This is a genomic window from Paraburkholderia sp. ZP32-5 (assembly GCF_021390495.1).
GTDB lineage: Bacteria > Pseudomonadota > Gammaproteobacteria > Burkholderiales > Burkholderiaceae > Paraburkholderia.
Window position 1 is genome coordinate 2,803,663 of record NZ_JAJEJP010000002.1, and the last position, 20,391, is coordinate 2,824,053.

Below are 20,391 nucleotides of genomic sequence, written 5' to 3' on the forward strand. Positions count from 1 at the left end.
GCGTCGTGTGGGTTAGGCCCGACGCGATCGGAGAAAGCCGCCGTGCAGGTGATCCGACGAACAGCTTGGTATGGATAGCCCGCAGCTTTGCGTTACGACGCCACCGAATCGCCGATAACCCTGCTCACGCGCACACCGCCCTTGCGCGTCGCGCGCGTTTCGAGAGCCTCATCGGACTTGAACAGCGCGAGCAGGATCGCGGTCAGCACGCCCGACTTCTTCCAGCGCAGATAGTAGCGATGCGCGGTCTGATACGGCACGTAGTGATCGGGCATCGCGCTCCACGGCGCGCGCGTGTGCAGCACCCACATCACACTGTCGAGTACCCGGCGAATATCGATCGGCGGACGCCCGCGGCGCGGTCCGTCATTCAGCGTTTCAGGCAGCAGCGGCGCGATACGTTGCCATTGGTCATCGGTTAATTCCTCGATGACCGGCCGGGTCGTGATGGATTCGGAGGAAAGGATGTTCATGCAAAAAGCGCTACGCGCAAAACACGCGCTCGCGTCGCCGACGAAATAGTGTTTATAAAGACAATTAACCCGAGACTACTCGAAGCGAGCCTGGGAAAAGGTCAATTCTTGTCAGCGAAGCATGATCAATTGTTAAACCCACGATAGGGCAACGTGGGTTTCGACAAGGTGTCGGGCGCGGCATCGGTGACTCACCGGGCCGCCGGGCCGCGACAATCAGACCGGCGTTGCACTCGGTCCGTGGGCGATTTTCCGAATCGTTATCGCGAAGCGCAGATCTGATATGGACTCCACGGGCGACTTCGCTTCGCACGCCGCTTTGTCTCGCGTAGTTTGCCGCGCGCATAAAAAAAGGTGCCGCGAACGGCACCTTTTTTGTCCTGCAGAGGCTTCTGCTGAAGCTTAGAAGCGGTGACGCAGACCAACCGTAGCAGCAGTCTGGTTCTTCGACGACGAGGTCGGAACCGTGTTGTCGCCGCTGTAGATCGAAGCCACGCCGCCGTCGCCCATTGCGTGCTGATACACGACTTGAGCGTAGACGTCGGTGCGACGCGACAGCGAGTAGTCAGCCTGTGCGCCGATCTGGTGGTAACGGGTCTTCATGTCGTTACCGTCAGCGTTGACGCCGTAGCCGCGTGCGTCGGTGAACGTGTACGCGATGCCCAGGCCGAGAGCCGGAGTCAGGTTGTACTTGCCGTTGATTTCGTAGTTGTTGGTGTGGCCTTGACGCTGACCCGGTGCTGCGCCAACCAGGTTGTCGACGCGCGATTGCGTCCATGCCACGCCGACCAGCGCCGGGCCGAAGCCGTACGAAGCGCCTGCGCCGAATTGACGCTGACGGAAGTCGCCGGTCAGCACGCCCGACGTGTTCGCCAGAACGCCGTCCGATGCGCCGCTAGCATTGGCAGCCGGGTTGTTCTGCTGGGCGTAGGCAGCACCGAGGTGCAGGCCTTGCCACTGGTATGCAGCGCCCAGGCTGTACTGGCGGTTGTTGGCGAAGCCACCAGCCTGGTTCGAGAAGCCGTACGTGCCGCCGAACGTGAAGCCAGCATAGTTAGCGCTCGAGTACTTGATCGAGTTGTTAACCGACAGACCGCCGTTGGTGTTCAGGTTGTCGTTGTTGAACGGGTGCGCGAAGTACGTGCCGCCCCAGCTGCCCGTTGCGGTCAGCGGTGCGAGGTAGTCCTGCGATGCGTCGTACTGGCGACCCAGCGTGACCGTACCGAATTGCGCGCTCGACAGGCCGACGAATGCCTGGCGATTGAACATGCCGTTGTTGTTGGCGAACTTGCCGTTGTTGATGTTGAAGCCGCTTTCCAACGTGAAGATTGCCTTCAGGCCGTTGCCGAGATCTTCCGAGCCACGCAGGCCGAACATGCTCTGGTTGATGCCGCCGCTGCCTGCTGCCCACTTGGAGTTGTGGTCAACGTTGCTCGTGTACGTCAGGCCCGCGTCCAGCAGACCATACAGGGTCACGCTGCTTTGTGCGTGAGCGACGGAAGCGAACGATGCGGCAGCCGCGACGACGATGAGACTCTTTTTCATGGGAACTCCAATTCGAAAAATTTTTAGGGAAGCGGGACCTGCGTCGACAGTCGATGCTTCGCATGCGCTGCCGCCCCGCTGACCGAACCGGTTGGATCGGCCACCCTTGAAACGAAGCGTGAGTGTAGGGGGACACCCTGATACGGGGCGCCGGCAGATCACACAACAGGATTTTTCGAATTTCGCAACAATCTGCGAGGAGATGCCCCTAAGTGGTTGTTTTTCCGACATTTATTGCAAGATCACGCGGGCGATTGCAACCGCGAATTAAATGAAATTTGCAATCTCTCAATATTTAAAGTTGCGCGTTTGCAACAGCATTTTCATAACGCAGACGTAATCGGGACGGATCAATTAGCAAATGAAAGCGAGCAACTTTTAGAAATAAAGCGATTGATGGCATGCCCTTACAGATTGATTCAATTTATTTTCACATTGCCGGGGAACTTAATAAAATTCGTTCTGTCCTTTCTGCTGTCTGCATCGGGACCGTGCTTTCAACGCGAAATTAATTCCTGTGGAAATTACGCTACCTATTCGCGCAATTGCTATCACGCTTTTCGCTCGACAGCCCGCTCAGGCTCACAGGTCAACGCTCCCGCCTGCTATTAATCGAAATCGAGTCGTCAATAAAAAGCCGCCCTATCGGCGGCCTTTCTGATTTCCTTTCGACTTACACACGCGCCAATCCTTTATGAGATACCTGCGTGCGCGAAGAAGCCTTCAGCGCGGGCGTTGCCCGGAGGTGAATTGCGGCGCCGGCCGCCGCGTGACAAAACCCGCGCTGAAAGCGGATGGCATACAGCAATAAAGCCTTCCGTATTTATTTAACGGCCCGGCTCGCAGATTTTTTACGCGGAGTTTCCCTGATTCCGGCGGATTCCGGCTTATGGCGAGGGCCGCGAGCGTCTGAGCGCCTCTTCGTCCTCGGGAGACGAGCCCGGTGCGAGCGGGTCGCTTTCGGGCGGCGTGTCCGGCAACGGGCGCGGCTGCTCGCCGGGTTCGTCGAGCGGCTGATTGGCGGGGTCGGCGATCGGGTCGATGGTCGGATCGGTTTGCATGGCGATGTCCAGATGAATGGGAAGGTCTCCCACCATTGGATCCGCGCAACGGCTATTCCCGTATGTTGATCGCCAAATACACATAGCCGCAGGCGCACACGCTAGCCACGCTGCGCATCATGCGAAACCGATTGTAGAAATTGCGTGGCGTCGAAACGAAACTTGCAACGCTCGATGCCTCAATATCGATCGAACGTCGGCGCATCGTCGGGCGATGCCGTCAGGAACGCCTCCAGCCCGAACAACCACGCAAAACAGAACACCACGCGCGCCAGCGCTCGTACCGGCGGTCGCCGCGCATCGTCGTCGGCGTCATCGAGAGGCGCGCCCGGCAACCCTTGAGGTTGGGCAAATTCGGCGGCGGTGCGGTCGGTTTGCATGATGGTTCTCGTTATTAATATGGTGTGGGAGCCGACCTGTCGCAAACGACATGCCACTGTCGCGGCACGAATCCGTACCGCCTGGAAACGAGGCTACCGCCACCTCCCTATCTGCTCTGTACGCTGACCCGCCAAGCAAGGCGGCTAACGGACAACTCGCGGATCGGGCTCGATCTCCGCCACCGTCGTTGAGGTCGCGTTTTCCGAAGTCGTCCCAAATCCCGCAACCCCGCTAACCCCGACGAATTGCGCATCGCACATGCAAGCGCTGCTCGCGCCTACGCTCTCCGCTCGCATTCACGCTTGTTATTTTCGCTAGATCTCTAATATAATCGGTCATCACTTATTGACGATGGCGACGGATCGCCGGGAGACGAACATGCTGACCCACGAAGAAAACGAGCTGCTGTGCCGCATCGAAGGCGATGCCCCGATGGGACAGCTGATGCGCCGCCACTGGACACCGGTGTGTCTGATCGAGGAAGTGAGCGAACCGGACGGCGCGCCCGTGAAGGCACGCGTATTCGGCGAGGACCTGGTCGTGTTTCGTGATACCGAGGGCCGCGTCGGCGTGATGGACGAATACTGTCCGCATCGCCGCGCGTCGCTGGTTTATGGCCGCAACGAAGATCAGGGACTGCGCTGCCTGTATCACGGCTGGAAGTTCGACGTGCAAGGCAATGTGGTCGAGATGGTGTCCGAGCCCGCCTCGAGCTGCATGACCGACAAGGTCAAGCACAAGGCCTTTGCGACACACGAATGGGGCGGCATGGTGTGGGCGTACATGGGTCCGCAGGACGCGGTGGTGCCCGAGTTCACGCCGCCCGCCTGGGCACCGACCGCGGATACCCGCGTGAGCATCGCGAAGGCGCTTCTGCCGTGCAACTGGGCGCAGATCCTCGAAGGCGCGATCGATTCGGCGCACAGCTCGAGCCTGCATTCATCGGACTTCGTGCCGGCGCGGGTCGGCGGCGCCGAAGCCACCTCGAAGAACTGGCTGCGCCCGTCCACCGATAAAGCGCCGCGTCTGCAGGTCGAGCGCACCGGCTACGGCTTCCGTTACGCAGCGCTGCGCCGGCCGATCTTCAATGCAACCACGCACGATTACGTGCGCTCCACCGTGTTCGTTGCACCGGCAACCGTACTGATTCCGCCGAACAATCTGTACAACGTCGCGAACATCAACGTGCCGATGGACGACACCAACACGGCGTTCTACTTCATCGCATGGGGCGATGCGGAAACCACGCCGGAAACCGAAACGTGGCGCAAGTTCCTGCGTCAGCAGGTCGGCATCGATCTCGACGAGCGCTATCGTCCGCTGCGCAATCACGAAAACCGCTTCTGGCAGGACCGATCGGCGATGAAGGCCGGCAACTTCACCGGCATCACCGGCTTTCCGAATCAGGACATCGCGATGTGGGTGACGATGGGCCCGATCGCGAATCGCTCCGACGAGCGTCTTGGCGCGAGCGATCTCGCGATCGTCGAATTCCGCCGCCGCATGCTCGATGCACTCGCCGAATTCCAGCACGACGACGAAGCGATCGGCACCGGCTCGAAGGCCATTCCGCCGGAAGTGTGCTCGTATCAGTCGGTCGTGCCGAAGGAAATCGACTGGCGCACGTACGCGGTACGGTATGTCAGCGCGAAGCATCCGGAGCCCGAAGGTCAGCCGTCCGTGCTCGCGACCGACTACCAGGTCTCGCAATAACGGGAGGCACGGCCATGGAACAGCGCCGCTTGCGCATCGGAGTAGCGGGACTGGGGCGAGCGTTCTCGCTGATGCTGCCGACCTTCCTGCGCGACCCCAGAATCGAACTCGTCGCCGCCTGCGATCCGCGCGAAGAAGCGCGCCGGCAGTTCGCGGCCGATTTCAACGCGCGCACCTATACGGACGTGCCGGACCTCGCCGACGATCCCGACGTGGACGTGATCTACATTGCGAGTCCGCATCAGTTTCATGCACGGCACACGGAGATCGCCGCGGCGAAAGGTAAGCACGTGCTGGTCGAAAAGCCGATGGCGCTCGGTGCGGCCGACTGCGATCGCATGATCGCCGCGTGCCGCGCGGCGAACGTGCATCTGATCGTCGGCCATTGCCATAGCTTCGATACGCCTTACCTGCGCACGCGTGAACTGATCGCCGCCGGCGACTTCGGCGCGGTGAAGATGATTCAGGCGGTCAATTACACCGACTACCTGTACCGTCCGCGCCGCCCGGAAGAACTGATGACCGCCGAAGGCGGCGGCGCGGTGTTCAGCCAGGCCGCGCATCAGGTCGATATCGTGCGTCTGCTTGCGGGTTCGCGCGCGGTCCGGTTGCGCGCGAGCGTCGGCCGCTGGGATCCGTCGCGGCCGACCGAAGGCGCCTATTCCGCGCTGATCTGGTTTGAAAACGGCGCGTATGCTTCGCTGTCGTACAACGGCTATGGCCACTTCAATAGCGACGAGTGGACCGGCTGGATCGGCGAGATGGGCGACCGCGCGAACCCCGACGCGTATGGCAGCGCGCGCCGCCGTCTAGCGACGCTCGGCTCGTCGGATGACGAAGCAAAGCTGAAGGCGGCGGGCACCTATGGCGGCTCGGCATACAAACCGTCGGCGTCCACTGAGCAGGAACCCGCGCGGCTGCATCAGCATTTCGGTCCGGTGATCGTGTCGTGCGAGCGCGCGGACGTGCGGCCGCTGCCCGACTCGATCGTCGTGTACGGCGATGAACGGCGCGACACGCTGCCGCTTGCGCCCCCTGCCGTGCCGCGCGCCGAGGTGATCGACGAGCTGTATGGCGCCGTTGTCGAAGGACGACCCGCGCTTCACGATGGACAATGGGCGAAGGGCACGCTGGAGATTTGCCTTGCGATCCTGAAGTCGAGCGATACCGGTGCCGACGTGTCGCTGTGAAACCGGCTGCCGAATGAAAAAGCCCTCGCTTGCGAGGGCTTTTTCGTGTGCGCGCCGGTTGCATCAACCGTTCTCGTACTCCTCGCCGCGCGACGCAATCAGGTTGCCCACTTCACGGGTCGATGGCATCCGGTGCGCCGGGTCGTCCGATTCGGCTTCGTCACGCGCCATGTTCTCGATGATCGTCAGCAGCACTTTACGCGCGACGTTGATCTCGGTTGCTTTCAATCCGCCGACACTTATTTCGTTGACCTCTTCCGCGAGCGGGACGAGCTTGTTCCTGAGGCTACGGCCACGTGGCGTCAGATAAACGTGGGTGTTCTTGCGGTTGCCGGGCGCATACCGGCGCTCGACGTAACCGAGCTTTTCCATCGCCGATACCGCACTGAAGGTGGTGGGGGTCGTCGTGCCGGTTTCATCGCTGAGTTCTTTCTGGGTCAGGCCGTCGGCTTCCCACAGCACCCGCAGATAGGCCCAGTGGCCGAACGACACTTCATGTTGCGCGAGACGCATCTGCAAACCGCGAATCATCGCGCGCGCGGCATCTTTTACCAGGTGGGCAAGACGATCGTCCGGCACCGCGTCGCGCCAATGCCGCAGGATCGGATCCGCGTTGGGAGTTCCGGCTTTGCCTGAAGAACGTGCTGCTGCCATACCTTTTTCGCCGCCATGATGTCCGAAGTGATGACAATCATATCGCTTTACCCGGGCCATGAGCCACTAGCCGGCGACGTGACCAGTGGCTCATGCGTGGCAGGCCGATCAGAAGGTATGGCGGATGCCGAGCGTGACGCCCGCCTGGTTCATGCCCGGTTCGATATCAACGCCGGTGCCGCGTACGCCGACATTGGACCATGAACGATTCGACACATAGGCGCCTTCCGCGTATAGGTCCGTGGCTTTCGACAACGCGTAGTCGACCAGCACCACGCCCATCGTCGGACCGCCATGCGGATCGCGAAACTGCGTGTGATAAACGCTCGCGGAAATGGACAGCGGCGCGCTCACATGCCAGACCGCCCCGCCCCAGTAGAGCAGCGAACTCGGCGGCACATCCGTATTGCGCGTATTGAGCCAGCGCAGTCCCGCCAGAGCCTTGACCGGCCCGATCTCGTACGACAGACCAAGCAACGCGCGCTGCTGCGCATTGCTCTGCGTCGCAATCGAGGTGCCCTGCAACTGATCGTAAGTCAGGCCGATACTGAACGGTCCGCGATCGTATAGAACCGCCGCGCTCATCTCGCGGCCGACCTTCGACGCACCGGGCACGTTCGCGCCGTTCGGGATCGTCGAATCGAAGCCACTGCTGTACAACGCCGCGAACGTCACATCGCCGATCTGCACACCATAGCGCGCCGAATTGTCCGCGCGGTTGACGAACTGGCTATCCATGCTCTGCGCGGAATAGCTCGGGTTGAAGGTCAGCGGATCGTATTTGTACATCAGTTCGTACAGCAGATTCTGATGACGTCCGAGCGTGAGCGTGCCGTATGGCGTTGCGATACCCACGAAGGCCTTGCGGCCGAACAACCGTCCGCTCTGCCCGAGCGTACCGTTATTGACGTTGAAGCCGCCTTCGAGTGTGAACACCGCGCGATAACCGCCGCCAAGATCCTCCGAGCCTTTCAGCCCCCAGCGCGAGCCGGCCAGATTGCCGGACTGTTGCCGAATCACCGAACCTGTCTGCTTGCCCTGGGGCACCCGATTCACGTACTCGATACCGGCATCGACGATGCCGTATAACGTGACCGAACTCTGCGCATGAGCCGCGCCGCAGCCGAGCGCCAACACCGCACCGCAAGCGTGCGGGAATAGATGTCTCTTCCTTTTCATGTCTCTTTTGAAGCCCTTTTTATATTGAACACGGCAATCCGCCAGGCGACGGCAGGTCGCCCGGACAACACGCAGAGGCCGCGAACGGCCGCCGCGCGAATCAGATCTTGAAGCTCTCGAGGCTCGCGGGATGGAACAGTTCGGCGGCCTGCAAGCGCCGGCTCGACAGTCCCTCCGCGTAGTGTTGGGCGAGGAAGCGGTCGATCACTTCCTCATTGGCGGCGAAACCGTACGACCAGAAGTCGTTGCCCATCAGACGCCGTGCATTGCGCAACTGGTCTTCGATAAATGGCAGCGTCACCTTGGTCGCCGACGTGTCGCTCAAGCGGGCGAGCGCCACGGCCTTCGATTGTTCGAATGCCTTCGTAATCGCGCCGGGTAGCCACGGATGCTGCTCGGCCAGAGTCTTGCGGATCCCGAGTGTGTGCATGATCGGAAACAGCTTTCTGCGCTGATACCATTCGGCCGCACTCTTTTGCGGGTCGTCGAACAGGTACTTGACGTGCGGATGTCCGCGATCGAAACAGGACGGCGCACGCGGTCCGATAACGCCATCGATCTCGCCCGCGGCCAGCAGGTTCGAAATGGTTTGCCCTTCCGGCGCGTTTTCCAGCACCACACCTTCGGGCAGCTTCAGCGCGATTTTTTCCACCCGCGTCGGATCTTCATAGCCGCCGCGCACCCAGCGAATGTCCGAGGCTTTCACGCCATACTCTTCTTCGAGAAAGAGTCGCACCCATACGTTGGCGGTGAGCTGATACTCGGGCACGCCGATTCGCTTGCCTTTCAGATCTTCGGGCCGGTCGATACCGCGATCGGCACGCACGTAGATCGAGCTATGCCGGAATGCACGCGACGGGAAAACCGGCACGGCGATATACGGCGACGTGCCCGCCGCTGTCTTCACCGAATAGCTGCTCAGCGAAAGCTCGCAAATGTCGTAGTCCGCGTGACGAAACGCGCGAAAGAAGATCTCTTCGGGATCCTGCAGCATGAACACGGGATCCACGCCATCGATCTGCACATCCCCATCGATCAGCGGGCGCATGCGATCGTAGTTGCCCACCGCGATCGAAAGTTGAAGCTTGCTCATTCCTGTTCCTGTCTGATTGTCGAAATTCTGTTCGGCACGCACCATCACGTATTGGATTGCGGCGTCCGGTTCTCACGCGGAACACCGAAAAACACCGCAATGCCGCCGATAAAAACCAACGCGGCGACCAGCAGGATGCCCGCCGAGAAGCTGCCGCTGACGCTCTTGACCCAGCCGAGCACGATCGGTGCGAAGAACGCGCCCACCTGTCCGAGACTGCTGATAACGCCGATGCCGCCGGCGGCTGCTTCGCCCTTGAGGTACGTCGGCGGAATGGTCCAGATGATTGCGGCCGCCGCGAAATAGCTGACCGACACGAGGCTCAGGCACGCGATTGCGGCCAGCCAGTTGTGAGTGAGAATCGTCAGCAGAACGGCGCCGCTTGCGCCGGCGGTCGTCGACAGCACGAAATGCCAGCGGCGTTCGAGCCGCAAGTCGGAGCTACGTGCAATCAGCAGCATCGCAATCGCGCCGACGATATAAGGCAGCGCCGACAACATGCCAATCTGCAGCAAGTTGGACACCCCTGCCTGCTTGATGATGGTCGGCGTCCAGTAGTTGAGAATCGTGCCGCAGATAGGTACCGTCGCCCAGCCGGCGGCAATCACGTACACGCGTGGATCGCGCAGCGCGGTCAACAGACGGCTCGGTGCATCGTGCGGCTTCTGACGGTTTTCCTCTTCGAGTGCGTCCACGACGATGCGCTTCTGTTCATCGGTAAGCCACGCCGCGTCTTTGGGCTTATCGGTCAGATAGAAGAAAGCGACGACACCGGCAATGATCGCGGGCAGGCCTTCGAGAAAGAACAGCCACTGCCAGTTGCGAAAGCCCCAGACGTCCATGAAGTTCTGCAGGATGAATCCCGACAGTGGGCCGCCGATGATGCCCGCCGCCGCAATCGCAAGCAGAAACCGCGAGGTTATACGCGCACGGCGTTTCGCCGGATACCAGTACGACAGGTACAGGATGATCCCCGGCCAGAATCCCGCCTCCGCCGCGCCGAGCAGCGTGCGCGCGAGATAGAACTGCCACGGCGCCGTCATGAAGGCCATCGCCGTCGAAATCGCGCCCCACAGCACCATGATTCGCGTCACCGTTTTGCGTGCGCCGATGCGTCTGAGCAGCAACGTGCTCGGCACTTCGAGCAGGATGTAGCCGATAAAAAACAGACTCACGCCAAGGCCATACGCGGCGTCGCTCAAGCCAAGGTCATGCTTCAGCTGCAACTGCGCGAAGCTGACGTTGACGCGATCGAGGTAGTTCAGTACCCAGCAAAAGAACAGGAAGGTCATCAACCTGAGCGTGACCTTGCGATACGTCCCCTCCACGACTGCCGAATCCGCTATGGGAAGACCGGATGTCTCCCCGTAGCGCAACGCTGAATCTGCCATTTCCAAGTCTCTCCGTGTTTCGCTGATGTTGTGGCTGAGAACAAACAGGCTTGCTCGTCCGACGATATTTGCCTTGTCTGTACGCCATATAATTAGACATCTAGCAATTAGCGTAAGGGGCGTTGATGACGCTGGCAAGTGCGGGTTTATACCGACGACCCCAAAACTCGCTCCTGACATAGACACTTGCATTATTAGATATCTAGCAATATGATTCGTCACACTGAGGCCGAACGAAACTGGATCGAGTGAAGGGAGACGGGTATGGACACCCAGCAAGACGGTTTTCTGCGTCTGAAGATTGCGGAAAAGGAAAAGATTGCGCGCGATATCTGGCGCTTCGAGCTAACCGACCCGCAAGGTGGGCCGTTGCCGCCGTTCGAAGCAGGTTCGAACCTGACCGTCGTGGTGCCCAATGGAGCACGTCGCAGCTATTCGCTGTGCAATGACTCGGAAGAACGCGATCGTTATGTGATCGCCGTGAAACGCGACGAAAACGGACGCGGTGGCTCGAAAAGCCTTGTCGACGAAACGAACCAGGGCGATACGATTCTCGTGTCGACGCCGCGAAACGAATTCCCGCTCGACGAGCGCGCGAAGTCGTTCGTGCTTATCGCGGGCGGCATTGGGATCACGCCGATGCTATCGATGGCGCGGCAATTGAAAGCGGAAGGACTGCGGCAATTCAAGCTGTACTACCTCGCCCGCGACCCGGAGGGCACCGCGTTTCTCGACGAACTCAGCAGCAGCGAATGGCGCTCTTCGGTGACGATTCACCACGACTTCGGCGACCCGGCGAAATCGTATGATTTCTGGAGCCTGTTCGAACGGCCGAAGCAGGCGCACGTCTATTGCTGCGGACCGCAGGCGTTGATGGACACTGTGCGCGACATGACCGGCCACTGGCCGTCGGGTACCGTTCACTTCGAGAGCTTCGGCGCAAGCAACGCGGATGCGCGGGACAACACGCCATTCACGGTTCGGCTGCAGCGCAGCGGCACGTCTTTCGACATTCCCGCCGACCGTTCGATTCTCGATGTGCTGCGCGCCGCGAACGTGCGCGTGCCGAGTTCGTGCGAAAGCGGTACGTGCGGATCATGCCGCACGGGGCTGTGTTCGGGAGAAGCCGATCATCGCGATCTCGTGCTGCGCGATGACGAGAAGTCCGCGCAGATCATGGTCTGTGTATCGCGCGCGCGATCGGAAGAACTTGTGCTGGATCTTTGATCGCAGTTCACAAACGCGCACGCGGCGCAATAAACGGAATGCGCCGCGTGTGCTCCACGCTACGCGCGTTGAAGTCCCATCAGATGCAACTCGCGGCGCACGACAAAGCCCATTGCGCGGTAGAGCGCCAGCGCACCGTGATTCGATGCGAGCACGTGCAGGAATGGCGTCTCGCCGCGCGCGCAGATTGCAGTAATCAGCCGCTTCATCAGGCCACCGGCGAGTCCTTGCCCGCGAAAAGCCGGGTCCACGCAGACTGCGCTGACTTCGGTGTAACCGTCGATCTTCATGCGCTCGCCCGCCATCGCGGCCAGCTTTCCGTCCTGGCGCGTGCCGATATAGTCGCCGAGTTCGATGGTGCGCGGGCCGAAAGGTCCCGGCTGCGTTGCCGCGGTGAGCGCAAGCATATCGGGTACGTCGCGCTCGTCGAGATTCACGTATTGCACGTCCGTCGACGGAGCGGGGTCGCCTTGCCAGACCATCTGCAGCAGCGATGCTCGCCGGGTGACGGAGAACCTGGCATCCGGCTCGATTTCGTTGACGGTCGCCAACGTCAAGGGACCATGCTCGTCGATCAGTTCGCGCAACGCATCGAACGATGCCGCACTCGAATCGATCATCGCGGTAAAAGGCGCGACCGACGACGCGAACCGCAGTGCCCGATCGTTCCCCACCGCGAAGCGACCTTGCCTGCCGGTGAGTGCGTTCCAGATAACGTTGTCTAGCGAGTCCGCGCCGACAGCTTCATTCGTGACTTCCATCTCAGACATGATTGCCCCTTGCATTCAACGTATGGCCAACGCATCGCGATGGCCGGGAATGCTGTGCAGTCTAGTCGCAACGGGGTCCACTGCCTATAGTCACAAATGACATTTTTGGCATCATTTGCGACGACATAAGGAAGTTCGTGCTGACGCTGAACGGCGTGGTCGATCGTGAGCGTCATCGTACCGGAAGCCGGCGGAAATGCTTGTGCTTGCATACATAGCACACCGCCGGCCCGAATGCTTGCTGCTACACCGAACGGTTGACCAGCGCGTCGAGTACCGTGTCCAGTTCAGTCGTCCCTCGGACGATTTCATCGTCGGGTCGTTCGAAGCTGATCCAACCTTCGTTGAAGCCGTCGAGCATGCGCATTCTCGGCAGCGGATGCTTCATGCCCTGCGACAGAAATAGCGACTCCCAATCCTGCCGGTTCACCGCTTCGGCACGCACGGGTCGACCCAGCACGCGAGCAAACGCGTCGGCAATATCGTTGGGACTCACGCGACGCGGACCTTCCAGCTCAACGATGCGCACACCGCTCCACGTTTGCTGAAGCAGCGTCGCGGCGACACGGCCGATGTCGTCGGTTGCGACCATCGGCACGGGTCGATCGAGCGGCTGCAAATAGCTGGCGATGACGCCATCGTCGCGTGCCGACGCGACGTCCCACGCGGCGTTTTCCATGAACCAGCCGGCGCGCAGAAACGTGATGGGTACTGGCAGCGTGCTCAGCTCCTGTTGCATCAACGTGTGCTGCGTAAGCAGATTGCTCTCGTGCGCCTGCGCGCCGATAGTCGACAGACAAACAACCTTCGCGGGGCGCGCCTTCCTGATTGCCGCGGATACGGCATCGATCACCACGCGAGCCTCCGGAAAATCGGGCGCCGGATCGAACACAGGCGGCAACACGATGAACACGCCCGTTGCGCCGCTAAACGCATCGGCAAGCGCGGCTTCGTCATCCATGCGCGCCGTCGCCAATTGACACCCTTGCGCGACCCATGATGCCGCGCGCTCGGCATTGCGAGCCACTGCTCGCACCGGCTGCCCGGATGCCAGCAGTTCACGCGCGAGTGCGCCCCCTACCTGACCGGTGATTCCTGTGATTGCGTACACTTCGATACCCTCCTTAAGCGATGAAATTCACGGACGGCGTCAACATGGCAACGCATTGCGAGCGTTCGGTCACGCCGCCAGCGAGCAATGCATTTGCCTCGGTCCGTTTCGGTGATACGCATTCTGGGCGAATCGCGATCGAAACTAAATGTCGTACGTGGCACTAGATAAGTGACATCGAGTCACGAATAGGAGATGATCGCCAGCAGCAGGCGCAACCGGAATGACGACAGTGAAAACAAAGCTCGAAAATGTGTCCAGCGGGATTAGCGTGTTTGCCGCGGTTGTCGATGCCGGGACTTTTGCCGCCGCGGCCGACGTGGTCGGCATGTCGCCACCGGGTGTGAGCCGCGCGATTGCGAGGCTGGAGAAGAGGCTTGCGATCCGGCTGTTCAATCGCACGACGCGGTCGATCTCGTTGACCGAAGAGGGGCGCCGCTTCTATGAGCAGGTGATTCCCCACCTCGCGGGGCTCGAAGAAGCCGCCGCGGCGGCATCCGGCAGCATGTCGAAGGTGCGAGGAAAACTCCGCGTCAATCTCGATCCAGTCTGCTATCGGGCGATTCTCGGCGCGCAACTCGATAAGTTCATGGACGCGTATCCCGATCTGCAGATCGACTTTATCGCCAGGGATCGGCTGGACGATCTTGTTACCGAAGGCTTCGATGTCGCGCTTCGGTTCGGCAGGCCCCGAACCTCGACGCTCGTCGCGAGGAAGCTGCTCGACACCGCGGTGGTGACGGTCGCGGCGCCCGCGTATCTCGCCCGCCGAGGGCGCCCGATGCGGCCGGAAGATCTCGGAGGGCCCACACATCGATGCCTCGAATTTCGCGACCCGGAAACGGGCAAGCCATTCCCGTGGGAATTTCATCGCAAGCGCAAACAGATCGTGGTCACAACGAACGGGCGGCTGACGGTCAATGATCCCGGTGCGTTGCTCGACGCGTGCCTGGCCGGATCAGGCATTGCGCAGATGCTTCTGCTCGGTGCCGAGCACCTGATTGCCGAAGGCCGCTTGACCAATCTCTTTCCGGATTGGCCGGACGAACGCTTTCCGCTCTATGTCTACTATCCGTCGCGGCACTACATTCCCGCGAAAACGCGTGCGTTTCTCGATTTCGTCGTGGGATGGGCGAGCGGGAATCTTGAATCGAAGCGCGGACCCGCGCCATTGAAAAAGCCTCGCGGTCAACCCGCCTGATCGACGCGCCTGCGTGTCGAGATAGCCGACGCCGTCGAGATCACGAGATCCGCAAAGCGTTTTTCATCCCGATCGGCCTGCCAGCGCGAGCGCGCGACCGCAATGTTGACCGCGCCGATGCCACGGCCGTGCGCATTGGTGACCGCGGCCGCAGTCGAAATATCCGCGACGAAGTATTCGTCTTCGGTGTGCGCATAGCCCTGCTTGCGGATCTGCACGAGCCGCTCCTTGATCTTGCGCGGCTGATACACAGTGGACGATGTGAAGGCAACGAGATTCGAGCGCGACAGGATGTCGTCCACTTCGCCGTCCTGCAGCGTGGCGAGAATCGCGAGACCGGGCGCGGTGCAATACGCCGGCAGGCGCGAACCAGTGATCACGTGCGCATTGAAAACGTTGCGGCTGACGATGCGAAGCACGAACACGATGTCGGTATCGTCGAGCACCGTCAGGTTGGTCGCCTCTTCGGTTTCCGAGCCGAGCTGCTGCAGATACGGCGTAGCACGGCTCACCAGTTCGTTCGAAGTCAGATAGTGGTACGTGAAGTCGACCAGCTTCGGCGACAATTCGTATTTGCGGCTATCCGGATCCTTGAACAGATAACCGAGCGCCGCGAGCGTGAACGTGAAGCGCTGCGTCGCGCTCGTGTCGAAGCCCGTCAATGCGGCGATCTCGGAGAGCGACAGTTGCCGCTTGCTGCCGTCGAACGCGGTCAGCACCTTCATCGCCTTTTCGACGGACTGCACGTAAAGCGACGACTCGGTCGGGTCGGCCACCTTCTTCTCGCCTCGCGCGGCGGTCGAAGTACGTTTGCGAGCGGCCTTGGGCTGGGTAGGATTCACGATCGGTAACCGGCGTTGCATGACGCGCCCATTATCGCATACCGCTATTGCCCTATCTAATCGCAATAGCTGCGTTAATCACCCATCTGCCGTGCGTCAATGCCGCAGACGGTCCCACGCGTCGCCCACGTCGCGCGACAGCAAATGCTTGCGAATGCGTTCGCTCGCGGTCAGTTCGAACTGCGCGACCGCGCGGTAGTAACGTGGCAACTGGAAACTCGCGAGGCGTTCGCTGGCCCATGCGTGCAGTGCTTCCCATGACACCGGGTCGTCCTTGAACTGCACGTTCAGCAGAACGTCCTGCTCGCCGACGGACGACGCGACACCGATCGCCGCGCTCGCCCGCACCGCGGGATGCGCCGCAAAAATGCGCTCGATCTCCCACGCCGATACGTTCTCGCCGCGCACGCGCATGCTGTCGGTACGACGGCCGATGAAGAACAGATCACCGTCCGCATCGCGCCGCGCGTGATCGCCGGTGTACAGCTTGCCGCCGCGCAGCGCGCTTTGCGTCGCTTCGTCGTTCTTCAGATACATCGGCAGCAGTGCGCCCTCCACCTTGCTCGTCAGCACGATTTCGCCCGGCTCACCGATGCCGACCTCGCGTCCGTGTTCGTCGAGCAGTTCGAGTTCCAGCCATGGCAGCACCCGACCAATCGAGCCCGGCTTGCCGGTCGTATTGAGCGTCGCGAAGCTCGAACATTCGGTCATGCCGTAGCATTCGCGCAATTGCACGTGAAAGCGTCGTTCAATCGCATGCCACGCCGATGCGGCAACGCCCGCGCCCCACGCGACACGCAACGTGTGATCGCTCGGCTCGGTGCCCGGCGGCTGCTGCATCAGGATATCGAGCACACCGCCAAGGTAATGCAACTGGGTCGCACCCGCGCGCTTCACTTGCGGCCAGAATTGCGACGCAGAGAAACGCGGCACGACATGCAGGCTCACCGGCATCAGGAACGGCAGCAGCAACATTTGCGCGCCACCGATATGGCAGAGCGGTTCCCACATAAAGAGCCGATCGCGGTCGCGCACGTCCGCAACGCGCAACGCGGCCTCGCTGGCAATGCGCATCATCCGGTGCGTAAACACGACGCCCTTGGGAGCACCTGTCGTGCCGGACGTGTAGATGATGCACAGAGGATCGTGGACGCCGATCGCGGGCGTAACGAGAGTGTCTTGCCGTGCGCCAGATTCGAACGACGGCAAGCGCACGCGCGTTGCACCGGCGCAGTCGATGTTTGCGCTGACTGCGTCGAATTCGTCGTCGATCACGAACAGCTTCGGCTCCGCATGTTGCAGCACGTATTCGAGCCCCGCCGCGCGCAGCCGCGTATTGACCGGCACCCACACGATGCCGCTCAATATCAGCGCGTAAATAAGGTGGATATGCTCGACACTGTTGCCGAGCATCACCGCGACGCGATCGCCTTGCGCGAGGCCCTGCTCGCGAAACCACGCCTGCCACTGCGCGATATGCGCGAGTGCCTCGCCGCAGGTGATCGCGCGGTCGTCGAATTGAAGAAAGGCGCGTGCAGGATCGGCAGTCAGAGCCGCCGCGAGCAGCGGCACGCAGTCGAGTTCGTCGTCGGGATGACGATGCGGAAAATAATTCGGATACCGGTGCATGTCTTGTCGTTCTGAAAACTGAATATCGAATAGTTCGTCAGCGCGCGCGGCGCTTGATCCACGAGGACACCGCGATCACCAGCGCGATCAGCACGACGAGCGTGGTGGAAACCGCGGCGAGCGTCGGCGTGATAGCGAGCTGGATGTCGTCCCACATCTGCTTGGGCAGCGTCGTGTTGATGCCGCCGCTCACGAAGATCGCGATCGTCAGATCGTCGAACGACACGAGGAAAGCGAACAGGAACGCCGCCGTCACGCTGGCCATCAATAGCGGCAGCACGACGGTGCGAATGCGCTGCCACGGCGATGCGCCCATCACACGCGCGGCATCGTCGAGTCGCCAGTCGAACCGCCGGAAGCCTGCAGCGAGCGTGACGACCACATAAGGAATCGCCAGCACCGTATGGCCGATGATCAGACCGGTGTTCGTACCCGTCAGGCCGAAGCGGCTCAGCAGATACAGGAGCCCCACTGCGACCACGATGCGCGGCACGATCAGCGGCGCGACGAGCAGCGCGAACAGCGGCTTGGTCGCGCGCTGTGGCATGCGGGTCATTGCCAGCGTCGCGCCGAAGCCGAGTGCGAGCGACAGCACGGCGGTGCCGAAGCCCACTTCGAACGAGCGGATCGTTGCGCTCTGCCACACCGGCGAGCCGAGGAACGTACCGAACCAGCGCAGACTGAAAAGCTTCGGCGGAAACGCAATGAAATCGCTCTTCGTGAACGCGTACGGAATCACCGACAGCACCGGCACCACCAGCACGATCAGGATCGCCATCGTGAACAGGCCAAGCGGGCTGAACACGCGCACACCGTCGTATTGCGGTTGCAATCCGCCGCGCCGCCGCACGAGTGGCGCGCACAGGCGGCCCGCCGCGATCAGCAACGCGAGCCTGAACCCCTGTGCGCGTGAGCCGCGCTGCTTGTCGCTCACTTCACCGGTCAGCGACGTGAGCCCGACCACGCGGTCGTAGACGAAGAAGATCGCGATCGAGCAGACCAGCAGCACAGTCGAAAGCGCGCCCGCGAAGTGCATGTCGAACAGTTCGAGCACCGACGAAATCACCAGTTGCGCGATCATCGTTTCGCGCGGAGAGCCGAGCAACGACGGCACGATAAAGAAGCCGAGACTGGAGATGAACACCAGCAGCCCCGCCGCCGCCACGCCCGGCGAAGACAACGGCAGAAAAACCGTGAAGAAGCTCGTGCTGCGCTCGGCGCCGAGCGTCTCCGCAGCCTGTGCGAGCCGATCGTCGATGCCGCGCATCACCGGCAGCATCGTCATCACCGCGAGGGGCAGCATCGAATGCACCATGCCGATCAGTACACCGGTCAGTGACGGAATCGTGCCCGTGGTTTCGTGGACGAGACCGAGTGCGAGCGCAATCGTCGACAGCACGCCTGTTTTCGACAGCAGCAGCATCCATGCGTAGGTCTTGACGAGGTAACTGGTCCAGAACGGCAGCATGATCCACAGCAGCCAGCGTTCGCGCACGCGCTCCGACACGCGGCTCAACAGATACGCAACCGGATAACCGAGCACGATCGAAAACGCGGCCGTGATGAACGAGATCGCGAACGTGATCCACAAGACCTTGGCGTAGACCGGCGTGCGCGCAATGCGAGCGAACTGCGCGAGGCCGAACGTGCCGTCGCCCGATACGAGCCCGCCTTGCAGAATCTCGCCGACCGGTACGATGAAAAACACCAGCAGGAACAGCAGTGTCGGCAAGACCGGCAGGATCCGTAGCGACGCGGCAAGCCATGCGCCGCGGCGGCGCGACGCATCGGCCGGATGCACGCGTAAAGCGAGAGTCATGAAAGATCCTTGGTGGCGAAGGCGCGTCAAGCGGGTATCAGGCGTATAGCAGCGTGGTGCGATACGGGTCCCATGTGAGACCGACCGTTGCGCCGACGCGCGGACTCAGCGTGCGTGCGCATCGCGCGGTCAGTTCGCTGCCGTCGGGCAGCGACAGTTGCACGTGCGTATCGCTGCCGAAAAACACCACATCGTCGATACGACCATCGACAAAGCCGCGGCTCGGCTCGACCAGTTCCAGCGCCTCGGGACGCACCAGCAACGTATGACGCGCGGACGGCGTAGGCCTCGCCGTGCGCGGCAATGGAATGCGCGCGCCCGCTGCCAGCAGGATCGGTTCGGCGCCGGCATCCGGGCCATCGGCGAGCGCGCCTTCCAGCAGATTCGAGTGACCGATGAAGCTGGCCGCGAAACGCGTGGCGGGCCGGTCGTACAGGTCCGCCGGTGTGCCGATCTGTTCGATCTTCGCGTTGTTCATCAGGCAGATGCGATCGGACAGCGTCAGCGCCTCATCCTGATCGTGGGTGACGTAGACGAAGGTCGCGCCCAATTCCTTGTGCAGACGACGGATCTCGGACTGCATGTGCTCGCGCAACTTCTTGTCGAGCGCGCCGAGCGGCTCATCGAGCAGGATCACGGAAGGCCGGTACGCGAAACAGCGCGCGAGCGCGATGCGCTGCTGCTGGCCGCCGGAGAGTTCCTTCGGAAAGCGCTTGCCGAACTCGCTCATGCGTACCATCGCGAGCGCGCCGTCGACTGCCTGACGCACTTCGTCGCGCGGCTTGCCGCGCATGCGCAGGCCGTACGCGACGTTGTCCCACACGCTCATATGCGGAAAAAGCGCGTAGCTCTGGAACACCATGCCGATGCCGCGCTTACCTGGTTCGACGTGCGTGACATCGCGCCCGTCGATCTCGATGCGGCCCGAGCTCGGTGCGACGAGCCCCGAGATCATTTGCAGCAGCGTCGTCTTGCCCGATCCCGACGGTCCCAGCAGCGTCAGGAACTCGCCGGCCTGCACGCTGAGATCGGTCGGCTCCAGCGCGACGGTTTCGCCGTAACGCTTGCCGAGCCCGATCGCTTCCAGTTTTGCGGTCATGACAATGCCTCGC

18 protein-coding genes are annotated in these 20,391 nt (G+C 61.6%); 4 read left to right on the forward strand and 14 right to left on the reverse strand.

The window, feature by feature from the left end:
- Positions 1–92 precede the first annotated feature (92 nt).
- From L0U82_RS31295 to L0U82_RS31310, 4 genes are all read right to left on the reverse strand, one after another.
- A complete protein-coding gene (locus L0U82_RS31295; RefSeq protein WP_233837082.1) occupies positions 93–473 on the reverse strand; it encodes a transposase in 381 nt (126 codons plus the stop codon).
- Between the two features lie 402 nt (positions 474–875).
- Positions 876–2,018, reverse strand: a complete 1,143-nt coding sequence (locus L0U82_RS31300; protein WP_233837084.1) for a porin — start codon at positions 2,016–2,018, stop codon at positions 876–878.
- 887 nt (positions 2,019–2,905) lie between these two features.
- Positions 2,906–3,079 (reverse strand): hypothetical protein, encoded by a 174-nt coding sequence (locus L0U82_RS31305; RefSeq protein WP_233837086.1) that lies wholly within the window; start codon positions 3,077–3,079, stop codon positions 2,906–2,908.
- A gap of 179 nt (positions 3,080–3,258) precedes the next feature.
- Positions 3,259–3,459 (reverse strand): hypothetical protein, encoded by a 201-nt coding sequence (locus L0U82_RS31310; RefSeq protein WP_233837088.1) that lies wholly within the window; start codon positions 3,457–3,459, stop codon positions 3,259–3,261.
- A gap of 379 nt (positions 3,460–3,838) precedes the next feature.
- Here L0U82_RS31310 and L0U82_RS31315 point away from each other — a divergent pair, with 379 nt between their 5' ends.
- Positions 3,839–5,173, forward strand: a complete 1,335-nt coding sequence (locus tag L0U82_RS31315; protein ID WP_233837090.1) for a Rieske 2Fe-2S domain-containing protein — start codon at positions 3,839–3,841, stop codon at positions 5,171–5,173.
- A gap of 14 nt (positions 5,174–5,187) precedes the next feature.
- On the forward strand, positions 5,188–6,363 hold the full coding sequence (locus tag L0U82_RS31320; protein WP_233837092.1) for a Gfo/Idh/MocA family protein: 1,176 nt from the start codon (positions 5,188–5,190) through the stop codon (positions 6,361–6,363).
- A gap of 63 nt (positions 6,364–6,426) precedes the next feature.
- Here the strand turns inward: L0U82_RS31320 and L0U82_RS31325 are convergent, their stop codons facing one another.
- From L0U82_RS31325 to L0U82_RS31340, 4 genes are all read right to left on the reverse strand, one after another.
- Complete coding sequence (locus L0U82_RS31325; RefSeq protein ID WP_233837094.1) at positions 6,427–7,017, reverse strand: MarR family winged helix-turn-helix transcriptional regulator; 591 nt, start codon at positions 7,015–7,017, stop codon at positions 6,427–6,429.
- A 108-nt stretch (positions 7,018–7,125) separates the two neighbouring features.
- Complete coding sequence (locus tag L0U82_RS31330) at positions 7,126–8,196, reverse strand: porin (RefSeq protein ID WP_233837096.1); 1,071 nt, start codon at positions 8,194–8,196, stop codon at positions 7,126–7,128.
- A 100-nt stretch (positions 8,197–8,296) separates the two neighbouring features.
- Complete coding sequence (locus L0U82_RS31335; protein WP_233837097.1) at positions 8,297–9,289, reverse strand: ABC transporter substrate-binding protein; 993 nt, start codon at positions 9,287–9,289, stop codon at positions 8,297–8,299.
- Positions 9,290–9,333: 44 nt separating this feature from the next.
- Positions 9,334–10,680: an MFS transporter gene (locus L0U82_RS31340; RefSeq protein ID WP_233837098.1), complete on the reverse strand. Its 1,347-nt coding sequence runs from the start codon at positions 10,678–10,680 to the stop codon at positions 9,334–9,336.
- Between the two features lie 264 nt (positions 10,681–10,944).
- Here L0U82_RS31340 and L0U82_RS31345 point away from each other — a divergent pair, with 264 nt between their 5' ends.
- Complete coding sequence (locus tag L0U82_RS31345) at positions 10,945–11,907, forward strand: PDR/VanB family oxidoreductase (protein WP_233837099.1); 963 nt, start codon at positions 10,945–10,947, stop codon at positions 11,905–11,907.
- 59 nt (positions 11,908–11,966) lie between these two features.
- Here the strand turns inward: L0U82_RS31345 and L0U82_RS31350 are convergent, their stop codons facing one another.
- Positions 11,967–12,677 (reverse strand): GNAT family N-acetyltransferase, encoded by a 711-nt coding sequence (locus L0U82_RS31350; protein WP_233837100.1) that lies wholly within the window; start codon positions 12,675–12,677, stop codon positions 11,967–11,969.
- 244 nt (positions 12,678–12,921) lie between these two features.
- A complete protein-coding gene (locus tag L0U82_RS31355; RefSeq protein WP_233837101.1) occupies positions 12,922–13,788 on the reverse strand; it encodes an NmrA family NAD(P)-binding protein in 867 nt (288 codons plus the stop codon).
- 223 nt (positions 13,789–14,011) lie between these two features.
- Between L0U82_RS31355 and L0U82_RS31360 the strand changes: the two genes are divergently transcribed.
- Positions 14,012–14,989 (forward strand): LysR family transcriptional regulator, encoded by a 978-nt coding sequence (locus L0U82_RS31360; RefSeq protein WP_267929730.1) that lies wholly within the window; start codon positions 14,012–14,014, stop codon positions 14,987–14,989.
- On the opposite strand, the gene L0U82_RS31365 is transcribed toward L0U82_RS31360, so the two are convergent.
- The 4 genes from L0U82_RS31365 to L0U82_RS31380 form a co-directional block, all read right to left on the reverse strand.
- Positions 14,977–15,852 (reverse strand): IclR family transcriptional regulator, encoded by an 876-nt coding sequence (locus L0U82_RS31365; protein WP_442793686.1) that lies wholly within the window; start codon positions 15,850–15,852, stop codon positions 14,977–14,979. The genes L0U82_RS31360 and L0U82_RS31365 overlap by 13 nt on opposite strands.
- 75 nt (positions 15,853–15,927) lie before the next feature.
- The gene (locus L0U82_RS31370; protein WP_233837103.1) at positions 15,928–17,460 is read right to left on the reverse strand and encodes an AMP-binding protein; all 1,533 of its coding nucleotides are present in this window, start codon (positions 17,458–17,460) and stop codon (positions 15,928–15,930) included.
- Between the two features lie 37 nt (positions 17,461–17,497).
- Positions 17,498–19,279, reverse strand: a complete 1,782-nt coding sequence (locus L0U82_RS31375; RefSeq protein WP_233837104.1) for an ABC transporter permease subunit — start codon at positions 19,277–19,279, stop codon at positions 17,498–17,500.
- A 37-nt stretch (positions 19,280–19,316) separates the two neighbouring features.
- Positions 19,317–20,378: an ABC transporter ATP-binding protein gene (locus L0U82_RS31380; RefSeq protein WP_233837105.1), complete on the reverse strand. Its 1,062-nt coding sequence runs from the start codon at positions 20,376–20,378 to the stop codon at positions 19,317–19,319.
- Between the last annotated feature and the right edge of the window lie 13 nt (positions 20,379–20,391).

Bases quoted from the DNA above. Each gene is read 5' to 3' on its own strand.
- L0U82_RS31295 (WP_233837082.1), bottom strand. From the start codon at position 473: ATGAACATCCTTTCCTCCGAATCCATCACGACCCGGCCGGTCATCGAG.
- L0U82_RS31300 (WP_233837084.1), bottom strand. From the start codon at position 2,018: ATGAAAAAGAGTCTCATCGTCGTCGCGGCTGCCGCATCGTTCGCTTCC.
- L0U82_RS31305 (WP_233837086.1), bottom strand. From the start codon at position 3,079: ATGCAAACCGATCCGACCATCGACCCGATCGCCGACCCCGCCAATCAG.
- L0U82_RS31310 (WP_233837088.1), bottom strand. From the start codon at position 3,459: ATGCAAACCGACCGCACCGCCGCCGAATTTGCCCAACCTCAAGGGTTG.
- L0U82_RS31315 (WP_233837090.1), top strand. From the start codon at position 3,839: ATGCTGACCCACGAAGAAAACGAGCTGCTGTGCCGCATCGAAGGCGAT.
- L0U82_RS31320 (WP_233837092.1), top strand. From the start codon at position 5,188: ATGGAACAGCGCCGCTTGCGCATCGGAGTAGCGGGACTGGGGCGAGCG.
- L0U82_RS31325 (WP_233837094.1), bottom strand. From the start codon at position 7,017: ATGGCAGCAGCACGTTCTTCAGGCAAAGCCGGAACTCCCAACGCGGAT.
- L0U82_RS31330 (WP_233837096.1), bottom strand. From the start codon at position 8,196: ATGAAAAGGAAGAGACATCTATTCCCGCACGCTTGCGGTGCGGTGTTG.
- L0U82_RS31335 (WP_233837097.1), bottom strand. From the start codon at position 9,289: ATGAGCAAGCTTCAACTTTCGATCGCGGTGGGCAACTACGATCGCATG.
- L0U82_RS31340 (WP_233837098.1), bottom strand. From the start codon at position 10,680: ATGGCAGATTCAGCGTTGCGCTACGGGGAGACATCCGGTCTTCCCATA.
- L0U82_RS31345 (WP_233837099.1), top strand. From the start codon at position 10,945: ATGGACACCCAGCAAGACGGTTTTCTGCGTCTGAAGATTGCGGAAAAG.
- L0U82_RS31350 (WP_233837100.1), bottom strand. From the start codon at position 12,677: ATGTCTGAGATGGAAGTCACGAATGAAGCTGTCGGCGCGGACTCGCTA.
- L0U82_RS31360 (WP_267929730.1), top strand. From the start codon at position 14,012: ATGACGACAGTGAAAACAAAGCTCGAAAATGTGTCCAGCGGGATTAGC.
- L0U82_RS31365 (WP_442793686.1), bottom strand. From the start codon at position 15,852: ATGCAACGCCGGTTACCGATCGTGAATCCTACCCAGCCCAAGGCCGCT.
- L0U82_RS31370 (WP_233837103.1), bottom strand. From the start codon at position 17,460: ATGCACCGGTATCCGAATTATTTTCCGCATCGTCATCCCGACGACGAA.
- L0U82_RS31375 (WP_233837104.1), bottom strand. From the start codon at position 19,279: ATGACTCTCGCTTTACGCGTGCATCCGGCCGATGCGTCGCGCCGCCGC.
- L0U82_RS31380 (WP_233837105.1), bottom strand. From the start codon at position 20,378: ATGACCGCAAAACTGGAAGCGATCGGGCTCGGCAAGCGTTACGGCGAA.